Genomic DNA, 18,691 nt, shown 5'->3' with positions numbered 1-18,691 from the left:
CAATGCAGAGAAGGAGTACAGGTGTTGGTAAACAAAAGTAAGGCCTGGGTATAACATCCAGGCAGGAAAGGGGTCGCAGCTTATTCTACCGGGACCCGGGGTCAGAAATCTTAGATTTAATGTTGGCCAATAACCTTGAGGTAGCATCAGGACGCTGTACTACATTTTTTTTGATCAAGTCCCTGAAGTTTTGCTCAGTGCGTAACACCCTTTGGAATTCTGGATTCCCCTGGGCTTGGTGTAACATTTGACGGCTTTCATCGTCATTAAGTTGTTGGTCAAGAAACATATTGACCATACGATGGTACTCATGGATCGGATCTGGATTTCTCATACGAATAATCGTTTAGAATTGAACCTAATAAAAATTAACTATTCTATCTTGCGTGTCCTGGGCTTACGTTTGTCTGTAAATCCCATTTTCACGGCATATGCTTTTAATTTGTCCTTAAGATCATTCCGGGCTCTAAATAGTCGGGAACGAACAGTACCAATCGGAACATCCAGGATTTTAGCTATTTCTTCATAAGTAAAACCTTCTACATCACACAATAATATGACGGTACGAAAATCTATAGGCAGAGAGTTGATCGCATTGGTCACCTCATCTCCCATCATATGATTAAATAATTCCTCCCTCAGATCAGTAAACTCACCGATCGCACTATCCTCACTATCCTGATATCCTATGATATCTTCATAATCAACATGTGAAGGCGCTTTGCTCTTTCGCCGATACTCATTGATATATGCGTTTTTCAATATCTTAAACAACCAGGCCTTGGCATTAGTTCCCTCAAGATATTTATCTATAAACCGATAGGCCTTCAAATAAGTTTCCTGCACCAGGTCATCTGCATCGTCTTCATTGAGGGTAAGGTGAAAGGCAAAGGTGCTTAAAGCATTGATATGCGGCAAAAGCTCTTTTTCAAATATCAGGTCATATCGTCTACGCTCGTCTTCGTTCACATGGTAAAAATGACAAAATTCCTTCATTTGATATAACCTTTGCCATACTATTCTTAAAAAGTCCTTGACTGACCTGTATTTGACCTGACTATTTGCGAGGGCCGGGTTGCTTGAAAAGTACATTTAGCTTGATTTGATAGATTTTTTTTAGTGGTTATGAATAGCCGAACCCAAGAACATTGATTTTGAAAAATGGTAAACTTATTTGATGAATTTATTCAATGGTATCATCTTTATGAGAGACAGATTTGTTCATCTTATAACCGAGGCTGATTTGTCTTGGTCTCAAGACAAGACTGTTATTGAAATACGCTTTAAATTAAAGTATCATGGAGCTGATTTTTTCGATCTAACTTATGGTTTTACAATGCTTTAAAACGCTCCGAATATTTTTGAACTTATTTGATTCAATATTTGGTTTATAGGTATTAATCGTATAGATTTAACTCTTCAATAAAGGCAAATAAAATTAACGACTATTCATCCCTTGGAAACTGATCGTACATCTACTTCAAACCACACTTTACAAGATTTATTAAAGCCATTTTGCCTTGTATTCCCAGCATGGCAACCAGTCGTCATTTCAATTTTTTTCGAAACATCAATTTTATTATATGAAACTCAAACAAGGCGAATCAAAATTCGAGATACTTAGCCATCATGGACTGGGTGATATTAATTTCGATCACTCTACTCAGCAACGTAGTTTTGTGGCTACCCGGGACATTACCGCCGGCGAAATTCTTTACCAGTTTAATCCCAAACAAGTGCAATCAAACCCAACATACCTCACTGTGCAGATAGGGGAGGAAAGTCATATTGTTCTTGATCCGGAATTTTTGGCGTCTATCAACCATAGTTGTGATCCAAATGTATTCTTCGATGTCGATCATTGGGTGTTACGCTGTGTTCGTGATATCAAAGCGGGTGAACAAATGACTTATTTTTACCCTTCTACCGAATGGCATATGATACAACCATTTGACTGTAGGTGTGGTAGTCATAATTGTTTGGGATATATCCAAGGTGCTGACTCCATAAATCCAGAGATACTCAGTCAATACCATGTTTCATCTTTTATTCAACAACAAATCAAAACGGTGCCAACCTTAATTTGATCGTTTGATTATATACCTTAATTCAAACTTAATTATGAAGCTTGCAAGGAGATTTAAACACCTTATTGGTCAAAGAAAACTCAAAGTTTGGGTACTTGCTCCGCACCTTAAGACACAGGACGAACAACTCGATTATTATTACGACTTCAGCCAAAGTATTGCTGAGTATACCTGTGTATTCGAAAAGCTAAAGCTACAGTGGGTATGGCAGCCAGTGACCATCGAGGATTATCAGGATATTATCCATCACATTCAATCCGAAGCATTAAACCAGCAATTACTCCCTGTGATACTCAACCTCTGCGATGGCGACGAGGTGAATGGCACACCTGGTATATCTGTGGTAAAGCTGTTGGAGCAATTAGACCTGGTATATACTGGTGCCGATAGTTATTTTTATGAAGTCACTACTTCTAAGGTAAATATGAAAAAGGCCTTTGACACCCACCATGTGGTCAATGCGCCCTGGAAGGAAATAAAAGAATCCAACCCCAGCCCAGCCGGAATCTTCAAAAGATTGGGTACTCCTTTAATAGTAAAGCCTGCAGTCTCTGGCGGTTCATTGGGTGTTGGGATTAAAAACGTGGTCTATTCCCCGGCAGAAATGAAGGTGGAGGTTAAAAAACTATTTAGTGGTTACAGAGGGTGGAAATTTGGTGTCGGTGGCGTAATTGCAGAAAAATTTATCACCGGACCTGAATTTACGACACTAATTGTAGGATCTTACGATCAACCAGGCCACTTGGTTTATTACGCACCTGTAGAAAGAGTCTTTCATCCATCGCTGCCAGATCACGAAAAATTCCTATCATTTGAAAGGTTGTGGGAAATCTATGAGACCGAATCCAACATGCCGCAGCAAGGCAATTTTTATGAGTACAAATCACCCGATGTCAATTTTTTGTCCGCTATCGAACATATCACAAGAGAAGCATATATCTCTGTCAAGGGCAGAGGCTATGGCCGGGTGGATATCCGCATGGACCAGGTGACTGGTGAGATGTATGTATTGGAAGTGAATGCTCAATGTGGACTAAGTGAAGATGAAAACTTTACTTCAATAGGAGCTATCTTGAAATACTCAGGGAAGACTTTTGATCAATTAATCGAAGAAGTCATCATTGATGCCCTGGATCGGGTGTCGCGCAAAGCAATGGTTCAAGCTGATCTAGTGGAAGTGCCCGCTTAATAAACCCTATATTACTCATGCTTTACCTACATCTTTTAGATGAAAATCTGTGTCCTTCAGCCTGACTATTCCACTTCTACGGTAGATTATAAAAACTATGATCCACCCCGTGATCTTTCCAGATTATTGCCCGGTCATGAAGTGGATCATATATTTTTAAATAAGCTGCATACGTTTAAACAACTCAGCGATCTGCGATACAAAGGGTATGACATCTTTGTAAATCTCTGTGAAGGATATTTGGATTGGGACATTCCTTCAATTGATGTCATCTATGCCATGGAGACCTTAAAACTCCCGTTTACCGGGCCGACGAGCAGATTGTATGATCCTGCCAAAGAGCTGATGAAATATGTAGCATTTACAGAAGAGGTGTTGACTCCAAAGTATGCCCTTATTCTGACCAATCCAGATCTCACCAAATCCGTAGAAAAGCTCAAGTATCCCATGTTTGTAAAACCTGCCCGGGCAGGTGATAGTCTGGGAGTCGATGACCATTCATTGGTGCTAAACCACGAAGAGTTAAAGGATAAGGTCGCTCAATTATTGTTAGAGTATCCTTCTGTGCTGGTAGAAGAATATATCGCCGGCAGAGAATTTACCGTACTGGTGGCTGCTGATCCTACCAATGAAAAACAATGCCGTACATTCAAACCGGTTGAGTATATCTTTCCCACCGGGTTTGCATTTAAAACGTATGCACTTAAAACTTCTGAGTTGCACACAGAAGCCAATATCGCTTGTCAGGATCCAGAGTTAGAATCCAGGCTGAGGTCTGCAGCACAACGCATATTCAGAGGGTTTGGAGGAGTTGGATATGCCCGAATGGATTTCAGAGTGAATGATCAAAATGAGATCTATTTTTTAGAAATCAATTTTACTTGTTCAGTATTTTATTCTGATGGTTACGAAGGCAGTGCTGATTATATACTCAGGTTTGATGGCATAGGTCAGCAGGGTTTCCTGCAGCATATCATCGAGGAAGGGATCTATCGGTATAAAAACCAACAGAAAAAATATAAGATGAAAGGCGATTCAATCAATGGATTTGGAATTTACGCCAATCAGCCCATCGCACAGGCTGAGGTCATTTTTAATAACGAAGCCAGGGCTCATCGTATCGTTACGAAAAGATATGTAGATGAAAGCTGGACTCCTGTGGAAAAAGATCTTTTTGCGCGATATGCAGTACCCCTCAGCAAACACATATATATATTATGGGATGATGATCCATCTGTATGGGCCCCTCAAAACCATAGCTGTTATCCCAATACGGCTTACGATGGTCTCAATGTGATCGCTACCAGGCCCATACTAGCAGAAGATGAACTGACCCTGGATTATGCTACTTTTCTCGATGAAACCATGGAGCCATTTGATTGTCAATGTGGATCTTCTAATTGTAGGGGCAGGGTGACAGGTACTTTGGGCAATACCATGGAGCTTAGGGAAAAAAGCAGACCACCCCAATAATTTTTCTGGTTTCAATGATTTTGAATGTATCTTAAGATTCAAATTATTTTGATATGGGTCATTATTTCTATTGTATCACCTTGCTGTTTTCACTTGTCTCTTCATATTCGATTTTCGGCCAAAAATCTGTTGTATTTGATGCAGATGAAATCAATGCTTCGGTGACCATCAAAACAGATCAATGGGGGGTTTCCCATATTTATGCTGCCAATGAAAGAGATTTGTTCTTTGCGCAAGGATTCCAGGCAGCCAGAGATCGTTTATTTCAATTTGAAATGTTTAGAAGGCAAGCCACAGGGACTCTGGCTGAAGTATTGGGTGAAAAGGAAATTGATCGGGATATTGGAGCAAGGTTGTTTCAATATAGGGGGGATATACAGCAAGAGATGAAGCATTATCACCCTCGTGGAGACATCATTATCAAATCATTTGTAGCAGGCATCAATGCTTATATCAAAAAAGTCCTGGATGGAAAAGAAAAAATGCCTCTGGAGTTACAATGGCTTGGAATCAAACCAGGCTATTGGACTCCCGAGGTAGTGATATCCAGGCATAATGGACTCTTGAGTAATGTGCAGAATGAATTGCAGACAGCACGATGGGTGAGTCGGATAGGGGCTCAAAGAGTTTCTGAACTGATGAACTATCACCCACATCTACCTTCCTTAGATCTGGATCCTGTTTTGACTCCCGATGCGCTGGATGAAGACATTCTCAAACCCTACCTTGCCTTTAGGAGAACTATTCAGTTTTCAAAAGATAACCTGGTCGGATCTTTATCTGGCCAACAGAATGATATTATTGATTACCGGCCCAGAGAAGCCAAGTATTCAGACATGAAGTCCCTGGATGGTAGTAATAACTGGGTAATCTCAGGTTCAAAAACAGCTAGTGGGTCTCCAATTATGGCCAATGATCCACATCGATCTATTACAGTTCCGTCATTGAGATACATGACTCATCTGCATGCCCCTGGTTGGAATGTGATCGGAGGTGGTGAGCCTATCCTGCCAGGTGTCAGTATAGGACATAATGAATATGGTGCCTGGGGATTGACGATATTCAGTACAGACATGGAAGACTTGTACGTGTATCCTCTTCATCCCGGGGACAAAGAGCATTATCAATATAATGGGAGATGGATGACATTTACCAAAATCAATGACTCTATTAAAGTAAAAAATAAGCCAGCTGTATCAGTGACCCATCAATATACCCTACATGGCCCGGTCACTTTTATTGACAGTGTGAGGGGCCTGGTATATGCAGTCCGATGTGCTTGGTTGGAAAAGGGCAGTGCGCCTTATTTGGCCAGTTTAAAAATGAATCAGGCAAAAACCTGGAAAGAATTCAGAGAAGCTTGCAAACATTCTTTTGTGCCGGCCGAAAACATGGTATGGGCAGACAAAAAAGGAAACATTGGATGGCAGACAGTTGGGATCGCGCCCATAAGACGCCATCATTCAGGGATGGTGCCTGTGACCGGAAATAAAGCGCATGAATGGGCTGGCTACCTTCCTATGCTCAAAAGGCCACATAGCTATAATCCATCCGAACAATTTATCGCTACTGCCAATGCCAATCTCACCAGCCCAACCTACCCCTATCTAAATAGCATTGGATACAATTGGTCCGATCCATACCGTGCCATGAGAATCAGAGAAGTCCTGAGTCAATCTCTAAAATTTAGTGTGCCGGATATGGAGTCATTACAGACAGACTATCTCTCTATACCAGCCAGACAGATCGTGCCATTGATCCTCCAGACTAAGAGGGTAGATCCGGAATTGCGATATTTTCAAAATAAACTGGCTGCCTGGGATTTTAAAATGGGTGCTGATAAAGGGATGGCGGGTCTGTATATGCTGACAGAACGATACCTGGAAGAATATATCATTGAAGCATTATTGCCAGAAAACACTGATGGAGACCCGAACAATGATGTGGCGATTCGATCCATCTCTACTGAATTATTAATCAGGATACTCAGTCAACCAGATTATTTAAAGGATAAAATAAGCCAGGAAAAAAAGGAAATCCTGATGATCACAGCTTTGACGAAAGCGATCAAAGAAATGAAATCATTATTTGGCGCCAACGACGAAAAATGGGTCTATGGCGATGTGGAGAAATTAAAACGCATAGCCATCAACCATATGTTATCGCCGATCTCTGATGTGGAAAGGAATAAAAAAATGAATATCCAACCAGTCATTCGTGGAGGCTATGCCAATACAGTTGGTGCTACGGGCGATGGCAATAATCAAAATCATGGTGCCTCCTTCCGCATTATTACAGATTGTTCCGATTGGGATCTGGCAGTTGCTATTAATACGCCAGGCCAAAGCGGAGATCCGGAGAGTAAGCATTACCGGGATTTGTTTGAGTTGTGGTCCAGAGACAACTATTTTCCTTTATTTTATTCCGATGAAAAAATAGATGCTGTGACAGAAAAAGTGACTGTATTAAAACCACCTGTAAAATAAGGTCTAAAACTTTAGCTGACATTCAACTACTCTTTTTTTAAACCCAAAACAAAGAGACTATTGAAAACAATAGTAAAATTATACAGCTAACTTCCATTTTGATAGCTCTTGAAAAAGAAGCCCTTGAGTTAAATGGCGTATCAAAACCCCACCCAAATCATGGCTGGAATGTAAAGCCATCGTTTTTAGCGAGGGCTCTTAGAAAGTTTAATGGTGGTCTTGATCCCGATGGAAGTCGAGATCAAGAACCCCGTATGGAATAATAATGAGTTCTAAAAATACATTTCTTTCAAGAGCATTTTTAATTAATTTTTAAAAATGAAAAGAAATGGAAAAGAAAAAGGAAGAAGTATGGCAAATTGTTTACCCTCACAGCGCAGGGATTGATGTAGGGTCTCGATTCCACATGGTAGCGGTGGGACAGTCTGATGATCAGGTAAGGAAATTTGGAATCAATACCGATGATCATAATTTGATGATAGATTTTCTCAAAGTTCACCAAATAACTCATGTAGCAATGGAGAGTACAGGGAGTTATTTTCAGACTTTATTCTTGGCACTTCAAGAAGCAGGATTTGAAGTTAGCCTGGTGCATGGAAGCCATACTAAGGGTATCGGCGGTCAAAAACGATGTAAAAGATTGTAAATGGATACAAAAATTATTCACCTATGGGTTTTTGAAATCTTGTTTTTTGCCATCCAATGCAACTATGGAAATAAGAACATTAAATCGACATCGAAATAATCTGATCGACGAGAGTTCTAGGTTATTGAACCGAATAGGCCAATGCATGAGACAAATGAATATCCGTCTGGATGTAGCCATCAATGATTTGGGAGGCAAAACAGGACAATCGATAATACAGGCAATTGTAGAAGGTCAACGAGATGGAAATAAATTAGCTATACTGGCCGATTCGCGAATCAGAAAAAGTCATCAAGAACTAGCACAATACCTTCAAGGAAGGTGGAATGATAATCAACTCTATATTCTGAAAGATCTCCATCAAGCATATCAGTATGTTCGTAATCGAATAGAAAATTGCGATCAACAAATGAAGAATTGTTTTGATCAAATTATTGAATCACAAGGGGCAGAAGAAGCTGGTAAAATTAATCTGACGAAGAAACAAAAGTCAAGAAATAGCAGCAGTTTAAATGTCTGTACAACAAGTTATCAATATTATGGTGTTGACCTAATGGAAATAGAGTGTTCAGTGAAGCCACTGTGATGTCATTATTGGCGGAAGTAGGAAGAGATATATTCAAATTTAGTACAGCCTCGAAGTTTGTCAGTTGGTTACGGTTGGCTCCAAATAATAAGAAAACCGGAGGTAAAATCATAAGCTCCAAGACCCCACAGACTACCAATAAATTTACATTGACACTACGAAATGCAGCCAATACAATTAGTAGAAAAAAAACAGGTTACCTGCTTCATTTTTTTCAAAAAATAGCTTACAAAAAAGGAAGAGGAGCGGCAATTACTGCAACCGCCAGAAAAATGGCTGTGATTATTTGGAATATGATCACAAAAAAACAACCATATAAGCCAATAGATATGGATCAGTACAAATTAAAAAAAGACAAAGAACGTTGAAGACAATCAATAAATTAATAAAACATATGGAAATAAATACAGATGAATTAATTATTGGTAGTCAACGCTTGGCGGGAAGTTAGATGGAATATCGCATTAGCGCTATTTGCCCTATGGGTCCGACACTTGCGGTCGGACTGTGACATTTATCGTCATCAGCGGATGAACATATTAAATTGAAAATCAATATGTTATCAGGTCGTGACGACTCTGACGAGTGTCAGACTCCATCAGAAGTTAACCTCAATTTGGGTTTAATCTATTTAAGCCTCTATCAAATAAAAAAAGTCTCATGGTGATTACACACATGAGACTCATTCGGAATATATAAAAATGTCTAAGGAAAAATCTATTTTTTCATAAAAGCATCCATACCCATTCTGGCGATATCATCGATGACACTGCCATCGCCATTGCGATCAAGAAATTTATTGATCAGACTCATCTGAGGTTGATTGGTAGTCACTACAGATTTTTTTAACAAATCGCCTATGCCTCCGACATTGACACCACCTTGCTGTCTTTGTTTGCCAAGGAATCCAAGTAAAATTGGAGCCAGCATGGTAGCCATCTGACCTACTTTGGTTTTGTCCAAACCACTGATACGACCGACCATGTCGATTACATTGGGTTGAAGATTTCCCAATACATGTCCTAAGATACCACCACCATTAGAAGCAGAAGTATTTGAGGGCTGCATGGCACCGGTGATAAAACCAGAAAGGTCATTTAATATACTACCATCATGGTCACGGTCCAAAGCACTTACAAGCGCATTCAAACCACTTTGAGAAGTGGCATTCTTTGACAAGGCGGCCACCAGGGTTGACATTAAACCATTAGAAGCAACCTCTACCTGCTTAGGATCATTTACTCCGACCTGTTGAGCGATTTGTTGCAATACCTGAGGATTCATCTGGCCTTGTAGCATTTCTAGAATATTCATCTTAAAAACTTTAAATAATTATTGGTAAAAAAATCAAATGTAATAATATTTAGCGGCACAATGTTCTCCAAAGGGCAATTTAAAGAAATTCAATTTGGGCCGATACGGCTTGATAAGAATTCATTTATGATCATGGTGCCAGGTTTTGGTTATTTTTGCAATCTGTTATATCTATATGATGCAAATGAGACGATACTTTGTTTTATGGGTCACATTAATTTTAAGTTGTAAAAGCAGTCCCGACCACAGCGCTGTCGAAGAGGGACTTGGGGGTAAGACTGTGACTATCTCCAACACTGCCGGATGGATAGCAGACGAAAGGTACAGTGTATCCCAACCCAGCAATATTATAACGCATAATGGTTACTCTTATGTGTTTTATGTAAAAGAACCCATCAATTCAAGCGTAGCAGGTACGGGATACGGAGGTACTATACACTACGCTTTTTCAAGAGATCAAGGTCGTACCTGGTCAGATCAGGGATTGGTATTGAATACCGGCCTTCCGGATCAGTTTGATGGTCTTGGAGTAAGTAAGCCGGCCGTGATAAAAGCGACGGATGATAGTTTTTTCTATTTATATTATGTAGGGGCTGGAGCTGGATTTACTAATAGTGACGGATCACCTGCCAATAGGACCAGTATCGGGCTGGCCAAATTAATTTTTAATGACGACGGCGGCATCCGTATTGCCATCAAACTCAATAGTGCCAAACCAGTACTCGAACCAAGTGACATCAAATCAGGTAGGTTTGATGCATTCAGGGTAGATGATCCCAACCCAATCAATTTAAATGGTCAGGTATGGTTGTATTATACCGGGTTGGATACATGGGGTGGCACTACCCGCATGGGACTGGCGATATCAGCGGATATCAATCAAAGCCATATCAAACAAAATAATGTACGCGCACTTTTGGATGGCAATCCTACATTGGTTCAAAGAAACGATATCGGAGTTATAGCCGTTTTTGGCGAAACCCAGATCGCATGGTATGCCCCAGATGGCTTGAAGTTTTCAAAGTTAAAACAGAAATTGCCCAGCCCTATCAAATATGCCCGGGGCAACAGTGATCAGGCAGGATTGACCTGGGGGCTTGCGGCACCTACCACTCCCGGCCAGGCATTCAATAGATGGCAATTAAATTAGTCTAATCAAATGATATTATAATCTTTATGAAATATACCTTCAGCCTTATTATTCTTATATCTTTTTGCTTAACCGTAAGTTGCAAACAAGTGAACACCAAAAAAGAAGTGATCCCTGTTATCAACAAGCCCGAAGACCTCAGGAAATGGATCCTGGACGAAACGATGAAAGATTATGACCGCAATACTTTTGGTTATGATCTCAAATTTATCAGGCAAAGAAAAACGCCGCTCCTATTACATGATGAAAAGTTTAAAAGCCTGGTGCTCATCAGTCCCGAATATCAGGGTAGAGTGATCACCAGTACAGCAGATGGCCTACAAGGGTATAGTTTTGGTTGGGTCAATTATGATCTCATTGGGTCCGGGACCTTCAAAGATCATATGAACGCTTTTGGTGGAGAAGACAGAGTATGGCTCGGCCCCGAGGGTGGGCAGTTTTCATTATTTTTCAAACCAAAGTCGACTTTTGAATATGATCATTGGCAAGTACCCGGCGGATTCGATACACAAACTTTTGATATCGTATCTGTCAGTGACCTTGAAGCTTCGTTTTTTAAGCGATTGGACCTTACCAACTATGCTGGCAATAAATTAGACATCGTGCTGAGCAGGCAAATCAAGCTCCTTTCACCTGCTGCTTTTTTGTACAATCATGGAGTGACATATTCAGAAAAAATAAAAAGTGTAGGTTTTGAAAGTAATAACGTAATTCGTAACAATGGTGCTGAAGAATGGAATCAACAGACTGGTATGCCCTCGATATGGATACTTGGTATGTTTAGACCGAGCCCTACGGCCACTGTGGTGATACCTTACAAATCAGGACCGGAAACCAGCATGGGTTCATTAATCACGGATGATTATTTTGGCAAAGTAAGCCCGGACAGACTCAAGATAGATCCAAAAGTATTTTATTTCAAAGCGGACGGCCATCAACGCAGCAAGATCGGGGTCAATACTTTTCGTGCCAAGCCTATCTGTGGCAGTTATGATGAGGAGCGCCAGGTACTCACCATTATTGAGTTTACCATGCCTGATGCACCTGCTGACTATGTCAATTCTCAGTGGAAGATTCAAGACAAACCATTTGCAGGGGATGTGGTCAATGCGTACAATGATGGGCCCCTGGAGAATGGCACTCAATTGGGACCCTTCTATGAGATCGAATCCTCTTCACCCGCGGCTCATCTCAAACAAGGAGAGACCATCACACATACCCATAGGACGCTTCATTTTATGGGTGATGAAAATGAGCTTAATACCATTGCAATTAAACTTTTAGGTGTTAGCTTGCAGGAGATTAAAGATGCTTTTAAATAATTTTATTCCTTATAAATAATACTTATGCGATACAGACTGATATTATGGTGTGCCTTTTTATCTGCCAGCCAGGTAGATGCGCAGGCTTTTAAGCAGATTTTTAACATGACTAACCTGGACGGATGGATCGTGTATGGCACCGAGCGATGGTATGTAGATAAAGGGGAGTTGATCTGTGAGAGCGGCCCTGACAAGGAGTATGGTTACCTGGGCACCAAAGATCATTACAAAGACTTTGACCTTAGACTAGAATTTAAACAGGAAGCAGATGGCAATAGTGGAGTATTTTTTCACTCCTCCTTTGAGGGTACCAAAGTGAGTGGCTGGCAGGCAGAAGTAGCACCGGCAGGTCACAGTACCGGAGGTATCTATGAGTCCTATGGCCGGGGCTGGCTGATCAAGCCTACCGGTGACAAAGACACCAAATATTTAAAACCCGACGATTGGAATACGATGCGGGTACTCGTCAAAGGCGATCAGGTCACAACCTGGCTCAATGGGCATAAAATGATCACCCTCAAAGATGACAAAATAGGTAGCAAGACGGGTCAAATAGCCCTCCAGATTCATGCTGGAGGCGGGATCAAAGTAAGATGGAGAAACATGTTTGTAAAATCAAAGGGATAAGATTGCTGCATTCATTGAAAGCATAGCTTAGACATTAGTCAACTTAAGTTACCTGGCGTTCACCGGTACTATAAATTATAATAAGATCCAGATGCCCGCTCCATACAGCAGCAATGAAATCTGGCTCCTCGGACCGAGGATAGATCTCACCGCTACGCGCAATTTTTTCTAACCGGTTTTTTCCAATATAATTCTCTGGCAGAAAATGTCAACATCAATGCCAGGCTCCAGTGGAGATATGCTCAAGTGTCAGATTTTTATATAGTGTATACAGACAATTATTATCCGGATCAATGGAACCTCAAGAATCGGTCTATCGTCGCAAAAATGACTTATTGGTTAAATATGTGATATAGTAGATTGTTCTAAATATTGGTTTTCGTCCTTTTTCTGCCTTTATTTTCCTTGGCAACTAAATCAACCACTTATATACTACTCTAAAATCTATCCTTACTCCATTTTTATATCCCACATCGCCTTAGCCCCCAATAAATGTTCCACAAAATAATTCCACTTTTTCTTGGTAAAATATTGATTATAAATTCCCTGGTACCCATGTCTTTGGCTGGGAAGTATGAGCATATCAAATTCTTTATTTGCCCGGATCAGTGCTTCGGCCAGTTTGAAGGTAGCAGAAGGATTGACATTTTCGTCGATACCTCCATGAGTGATCAATAGTTTACCCTTTAAACTTTTCGCCATGGTTATATTAGACACCAGGTTGTATGTAGAGTCTACCGGCCAGCCCATATACATTTCGGGCCACCAATCTTTTTCCATTCTAAAATCGTGATCTGCAGAACTGGCTACAGCGACTTTATAAAAATCCGGATACTCCAAGACGGCATGTGCCGCATCAAAACCCCCAGCAGAATGCCCAAAGATGCCTACGCGAGTGGTATCTATCCAATTATATTGTCTGCCTAACTGTAGAATAGCGAGTCTGTGATCTTCGAGATTTTTGCCCATGTTTTTATAAGAGACATTATGAAAAGCTTTAGATCGATTGGCGGTACCCATACCATCCACCGTGATGATTATAAAACCCAATTCTGCCAGGGATTGGTTGGATCGGGCCAGGGCGCTACTGAAATTTCGTGGATACATAAACGTGTGCGGGCCAGTATACGTTTGATCAATGATGGGATAGATTTTGGTTGAGTCAAAAGTGGTTGGTTTCCAAATGGCGCCATATAAAGTAGTAAGACCATCCCTGCCTATAGCGGTAAATGATTCTGGTGCTCGGAAATGCAGGGAATCTAGTCCGGTGATAGCTGCCCTACTGATTTCAACAGTCGAATCTGGGGATCCAATACGCTTTAAAATCGTGTGTGTGGGCTGATCAAGCGTAGAGATATTATCCACAAAATATAGTCCATCCGGTGAGATCGATATATCGTGATTGGCATCTTCAGGAGTGAGTAGTTCTTCCTTCAAGTCTGACAAGTCCAGTCTATATAAGTACCGTTGGTATGGATTGCGCCCGGGTTCTTTGCCAGAGGCAGAAAAAAACACAGTATTATTTAAAGTGTCTATTTGCACTATTTCGTTGACATAATAAGTACCGGATGTAAGAGGCGTCAAAGCTTTAGTAGTCAGATCCAGTAGATATAGTTGTTTCCAGCCACTACGCTCTGTGGTGATAATGGCTTTATTCCAGGGTTCTATGATATTCGATTCATAATTGTCTATATTGGTATTGCTTGTTTCGCGATACAATAATTCTTCTTTCTTTGTATAGAGATCACAGCGATATAATTCTACCGATTGATAACCTCTTATGGTATTCTCTTGATATACCATACCAGGATATAGGGACGACCATTCGTATTGAATAGGGTCGGTATGAGTACTTTGCAATTGATATTTGATGTATTCTTCTCCTGTCGATACATTATAAAAAACGGGAATCATTTTGACCATATCTGTATCGCCCGGAGACCCCCTGTAATAAGACAATAGTTTGGGCTTATATATGGTATCGATACTCCAATCCAGTAAGTACATTTTCGGGGCATACCTCATGTCAGTGATATAAGTTTGAAACCATCTCGAATCCGGCGACCAATTTACCAAAAGCCGTTTAGGCCTTTCGCCATTTTCACCTTCGATAATATCGGACCACCCATAGTAGGTACCATATTCATAAAGCCGTTCTCCTTTGGAACTGAGTTGTTTGACCGATCCATCCTGGGTTGATTTGATGTATATATTGTATTTATCTGTATAGGCCAGCCATTTACCATCCGGAGACTTCGACACAAGTGGATCAAAATCAGTACCTGGATTTTGAGAGAATTTGTACTCAGGCAAATCCAGCAGATAACTATTGCCGCCAATTTTAAACTCAAGATGATTAAAAGTATTGCACTCTAAATTGGTGATGGGGAGATCTTGTTCTTTGGTGATAATTTTTAGTGAATCAGTGATCAATCCAGCTACCCTTCTTTGATCAAAAAGAGGTTGTATGAGATTTGAACCAAAGACGATTTTTTTGAAGGACTTGCCATCTATATCCTGGTTGATGAAGCCCAGTCCGGTGCTATCCTGTGCCCATATTGGTTGGATATCGAGATTGAATATTTTCTTATTGATGAGGTTAGACCAAAGATATGATACAGCTCGTTGGTAGTCTTCAGTAGTTGGGCCCGAGATGGCGCTTTGAGGCGATTGTGCGCTCGAGCCCACGTTGGAGATAACTATAAAAACTAATAAAAGTTTGATTTTCATAAGACCTTGTTTAAATCCGAGCAAATTACTAACTTATGATTGCTTTATGCAGGAGATGATGTAGGATTTTACCAGTTAGGTATTTTGTAACAATGGGATATTATCGTAATGATTAGTACAATTATAGATTTTATATTTGTACTAAAGTGGTGCTTTTTATAGACAAGTACAATTATACTATTTTTATACAGATCAACATTTTCCCATTTCATTATCCATAGATTGACTTTTTCAATTAAATCAAACCACCAAGATGAAAATTTTTGAAAGAAACAATCCATTCATATCCGTTATATTTTTGACTATAGTTGTGCTCTGCGATTGCGCTATGCCTAAACCTGACTCAACCGATCCTGAAGAATGGGCTTATTATAATCATGACCCTCAAAATTCTAAATTTTCCGCCCTGGATAAAATCGATACGGGCAATGTCGCCCAGTTAAAAAAAATATGGCAGTTTGAAGATACCACTGTCGATGGGTCTGGTTTATTTTTCAACCCCATTGTCGTGCGGGGTAAGATGATCGTCCTGTTGCCTTCCAATCACCTGGCTGCACTGGACCTGTCGACCGGGCGGGTGCTATGGCAGTTTGTGCCTGACACCAGCAATACATATAATTGGTCCAGATCGATTAATTATTATAAGAGTGAAGATGGACATTCAGACCTGGTATACTTTATATTTGGAGCCGGACTATATTGCCTCCATGCTGAAACAGGGCTGCGGGTTGCATCGTTTGGGACTCAAGGCAAGGTTGATTTTTTTGAAGGACTCGAATATGATTCGACTAAGCTCGATAAAATCTTTATCACCAGCAATGCTCCCGGTGTCATCTACAAAGACTTATTTATCGTAGGCAGCAAGGTGCCGGACGAACTACCTTCCTTACCTGGAGATATCAGGGCCTTTAACCGGATTACCGGTAGAATAGCCTGGACCTTTCATACTATTCCCAAGCCTGGCGAATATGGGGCAGAAACCTGGGGCCCCAATCCAAGAGAGAAAAATGGTGGGGCCAATTGTTGGGCTGGTATGGCCCTGGATGAAAAAAGGGGTATCGTGTTTATACCTACAGCATCCCCTTCATTTGATTTTTATGGTGCTGACAGGCCAGGACAGAATTTGTTTGGCAATTGTTTGTTGGCTTTGGATGCCAACACCGGCAGCCGGCTCTGGCATTTCCAGACCACGCACCACGATCTGTGGGATAGAGACAATGGGTCGCCACCCAATCTACTGACAGTAAATCATAATGGTCGGGATATAGATGCTGTTGGGATCGTCACTAAGATGGCCTATTTGTATTTATTTAATCGGGAGACCGGCGAACCCTTATTCCCGATAGAAGAAGTACCTGTAGATACGGTGAGTACTATGCCCGGAGAAAAACCCTGGCCTACTCAACCTATTCCTACCAAACCAGCTCCTTTTGCCCGACAAGGATTTAAACCGGAATATTTTAGCGAAGCTACGCCTACCTCTGCACAATACATCAAAGATGAAATTCAAAAACATGGCTACAAAACCGGAATTTACGAACCACCCAGTCTGTCCGGATCGTTATTATTGCCTGCGGCACATGGAGGAGGCAACTGGGGAGGCGCCTCACTCAATCCGCACACCAATGTCTTATTCGTCAACTCCAATGATCTGCCCTGGTATTTTGCTTTGGTAGAAAATAAAAACCTGGTAAACAACAACAATCTTTCCGGTCAGGCCCTGTTTAAAATATATTGCAGCAGCTGTCATGGTACAGATATGAAGGGTTCCGTAGCTGCTCCGGATATATCACAAAAAGTAATATCTTATCCTGAAAGCAAGATTGAAACTATCTTGAAGAAAGGGGTTGGTCCAATGCCTTCTTTTAAACACCTTCCTCCGATCCAAATCAATCATATCATATCTTATCTCAAAGGCGGGCCCTCCCAGGATATTCATACAGAAGCTAAAGTCCAAAATGAAGAGCCCTATAGTTTTGCAGGATATGATCTGTATAAAGACACGAGTGGCATATTTGCCATCAAACCACCGTTTGGTACACTGACTGCTATCGATCTCAACAAAGGAGAAAATCTCTGGCAGGTACCTTTGGGAGAAAATAATAAATTATTAAAACTGGGTATTAAAAACTCAGGGGATTTTAATCGGGGAGGAGGTATCGCTACTGCCGGAGGACTCATATTTATCGGAGCTACCGGTGATAAAAAACTACGGGCCTTTGACCAAACCAATGGTGCCGTATTGTGGGAATATGTTTTACCCGGTACCGCTACTTCTATTCCAACCACTTACGGGATCAAAGGGAAACAATATGTGACGGTAGCAGTGAATCCTGATGGTGAAACGAAGTTTAAAGGAGGGTATATTACTTTTGGCTTGGAGTAAGGTCCAGATCAGTTTTTGTTTGAAGTATTAAACTACACCTTTTCGGTTTGTATAAGTTAATGGCATATTTTATCTAAAAATTATCTAAAACCATTTTATTGTTTATACTGGCGGAAAATACTTATAAAAATCTCCCCTGGGTCCAATACTTCTGGCAATACAAACTTTTACAGTATTTTTTAGAAGTTCCAGTCCAATTCTCCAAGGCCCGGTTTTATATCTGTAGTAGTTTTTAAAACCCCGCAGCTTTTTTATATTTGAAATTAATAAAAGATCTTCCACCAATTCTATTTTTTCCAAAACTTGTATTACATCTATTTGGATTTCTCGAGGACATTTCTTCAGTTCTTTGGCAAATTGTTCAGTCGATCTTACTACCATTTAATGTTTTTTTGAGCTCTTCAAGTGATATTGTTTCCTCCTCTGCCTGTGCTTCCATCAGTTTACCCAAAAAATAATCTTCCAATTCTTCATCTTCTATAATATCCAGTATTTTTTCCAATTCATCATCCGTCCAGTTTCCACGTTTCTTTTTCATCGAAAAATTTACAGGGCTCATATCTATTTTTTCAGCCAAATACGAATTTTTATAACCTGACCTTTCTATCAGAAATATCATGTTTTGTTTAAGGTGTTTATAGTCTTGTATGATAGATTTCATAACAATAAGGTTAATTTATATTCACAAATTTACT

General features: G+C 40.5%; 17 protein-coding genes. 11 read left to right on the top strand and 6 right to left on the bottom strand.

The annotated features are described in order from the left end of the window. Positions 1 to 85: 85 nt before the first annotated feature. Positions 86 to 334: a hypothetical protein gene (locus IPJ09_14690; protein MBK7372655.1), complete on the bottom strand. Its 249-nt coding sequence runs from the start codon at positions 332 to 334 to the stop codon at positions 86 to 88. A gap of 38 nt (positions 335 to 372) precedes the next feature. Beyond that, positions 373 to 996: a sigma-70 family RNA polymerase sigma factor gene (locus IPJ09_14685; GenBank protein ID MBK7372654.1), complete on the bottom strand. Its 624-nt coding sequence runs from the start codon at positions 994 to 996 to the stop codon at positions 373 to 375. 587 nt (positions 997 to 1,583) lie between these two features. On the opposite strand from IPJ09_14685, the gene IPJ09_14680 reads away from it, so the two are divergent. The 7 genes from IPJ09_14680 (at position 1,584) to IPJ09_14650 (ending at position 8,835) form a co-directional block, all read left to right on the top strand. Continuing rightward, positions 1,584 to 2,087, top strand: a complete 504-nt coding sequence (locus tag IPJ09_14680) for an SET domain-containing protein (protein MBK7372653.1) — start codon at positions 1,584 to 1,586, stop codon at positions 2,085 to 2,087. 34 nt (positions 2,088 to 2,121) lie between these two features. Continuing rightward, the gene (locus IPJ09_14675) at positions 2,122 to 3,276 is read left to right on the top strand and encodes a hypothetical protein (protein MBK7372652.1); all 1,155 of its coding nucleotides are present in this window, start codon (positions 2,122 to 2,124) and stop codon (positions 3,274 to 3,276) included. Positions 3,277 to 3,315: 39 nt separating this feature from the next. Then, a complete protein-coding gene (locus IPJ09_14670) occupies positions 3,316 to 4,749 on the top strand; it encodes an SET domain-containing protein-lysine N-methyltransferase (protein MBK7372651.1) in 1,434 nt (477 codons plus the stop codon). Positions 4,750 to 4,802: 53 nt separating this feature from the next. After that, entirely contained in the window at positions 4,803 to 7,235 is a 2,433-nt protein-coding gene (locus IPJ09_14665; protein ID MBK7372650.1) for a penicillin acylase family protein, read from the top strand. A gap of 328 nt (positions 7,236 to 7,563) precedes the next feature. Continuing rightward, positions 7,564 to 7,881, top strand: coding sequence for a transposase (locus tag IPJ09_14660; protein ID MBK7372649.1), 318 nt, complete (start codon positions 7,564 to 7,566; stop codon positions 7,879 to 7,881). Then, positions 7,829 to 8,467, top strand: a complete 639-nt coding sequence (locus IPJ09_14655) for a transposase (protein MBK7372648.1) — start codon at positions 7,829 to 7,831, stop codon at positions 8,465 to 8,467. Before IPJ09_14660 ends, IPJ09_14655 begins: the two co-directional genes overlap by 53 nt. Beyond that, positions 8,467 to 8,835, top strand: a complete 369-nt coding sequence (locus IPJ09_14650) for a transposase (GenBank protein MBK7372647.1) — start codon at positions 8,467 to 8,469, stop codon at positions 8,833 to 8,835. Before IPJ09_14655 ends, IPJ09_14650 begins: the two co-directional genes overlap by 1 nt. Positions 8,836 to 9,184: 349 nt before the next feature. Here the strand turns inward: IPJ09_14650 and IPJ09_14645 are convergent, their stop codons facing one another. Further along, complete coding sequence (locus IPJ09_14645; protein MBK7372646.1) at positions 9,185 to 9,781, bottom strand: DUF937 domain-containing protein; 597 nt, start codon at positions 9,779 to 9,781, stop codon at positions 9,185 to 9,187. 184 nt (positions 9,782 to 9,965) lie between these two features. Here IPJ09_14645 and IPJ09_14640 point away from each other — a divergent pair, with 184 nt between their 5' ends. The 3 genes from IPJ09_14640 to IPJ09_14630 all read left to right on the top strand — a co-directional run bounded on the left by IPJ09_14640 (position 9,966) and on the right by IPJ09_14630 (position 12,880). Next, positions 9,966 to 10,931, top strand: a complete 966-nt coding sequence (locus tag IPJ09_14640) for a hypothetical protein (GenBank protein MBK7372645.1) — start codon at positions 9,966 to 9,968, stop codon at positions 10,929 to 10,931. Positions 10,932 to 11,095: 164 nt separating this feature from the next. Then, positions 11,096 to 12,253, top strand: coding sequence for a hypothetical protein (locus tag IPJ09_14635; GenBank protein MBK7372644.1), 1,158 nt, complete (start codon positions 11,096 to 11,098; stop codon positions 12,251 to 12,253). Positions 12,254 to 12,277: 24 nt separating this feature from the next. Then, on the top strand, positions 12,278 to 12,880 hold the full coding sequence (locus IPJ09_14630; protein MBK7372643.1) for a DUF1080 domain-containing protein: 603 nt from the start codon (positions 12,278 to 12,280) through the stop codon (positions 12,878 to 12,880). Between the two features lie 450 nt (positions 12,881 to 13,330). On the opposite strand, the gene IPJ09_14625 is transcribed toward IPJ09_14630, so the two are convergent. Then, positions 13,331 to 15,610, bottom strand: a complete 2,280-nt coding sequence (locus IPJ09_14625) for a prolyl oligopeptidase family serine peptidase (GenBank protein ID MBK7372642.1) — start codon at positions 15,608 to 15,610, stop codon at positions 13,331 to 13,333. A 253-nt stretch (positions 15,611 to 15,863) separates the two neighbouring features. Between IPJ09_14625 and IPJ09_14620 the strand changes: the two genes are divergently transcribed. Further along, entirely contained in the window at positions 15,864 to 17,996 is a 2,133-nt protein-coding gene (locus IPJ09_14620) for a PQQ-binding-like beta-propeller repeat protein (protein MBK7372641.1), read from the top strand. A gap of 102 nt (positions 17,997 to 18,098) precedes the next feature. Here the strand turns inward: IPJ09_14620 and IPJ09_14615 are convergent, their stop codons facing one another. Both IPJ09_14615 and IPJ09_14610 read right to left on the bottom strand, forming a co-directional pair. Further along, on the bottom strand, positions 18,099 to 18,377 hold the full coding sequence (locus IPJ09_14615) for a hypothetical protein (GenBank protein ID MBK7372640.1): 279 nt from the start codon (positions 18,375 to 18,377) through the stop codon (positions 18,099 to 18,101). Continuing rightward, positions 18,358 to 18,657: a hypothetical protein gene (locus tag IPJ09_14610; protein ID MBK7372639.1), complete on the bottom strand. Its 300-nt coding sequence runs from the start codon at positions 18,655 to 18,657 to the stop codon at positions 18,358 to 18,360. Before IPJ09_14610 ends, IPJ09_14615 begins: the two co-directional genes overlap by 20 nt. Between the last annotated feature and the right edge of the window lie 34 nt (positions 18,658 to 18,691).

The sequence above is a fragment of the Saprospiraceae bacterium genome (genome assembly GCA_016709995.1).
GTDB lineage: Bacteria > Bacteroidota > Bacteroidia > Chitinophagales > Saprospiraceae > JADJLQ01.
The sequence above is the reverse complement of the archived record's forward strand: the minus strand, read 5'-3'. Positions and strand labels throughout refer to the sequence as shown.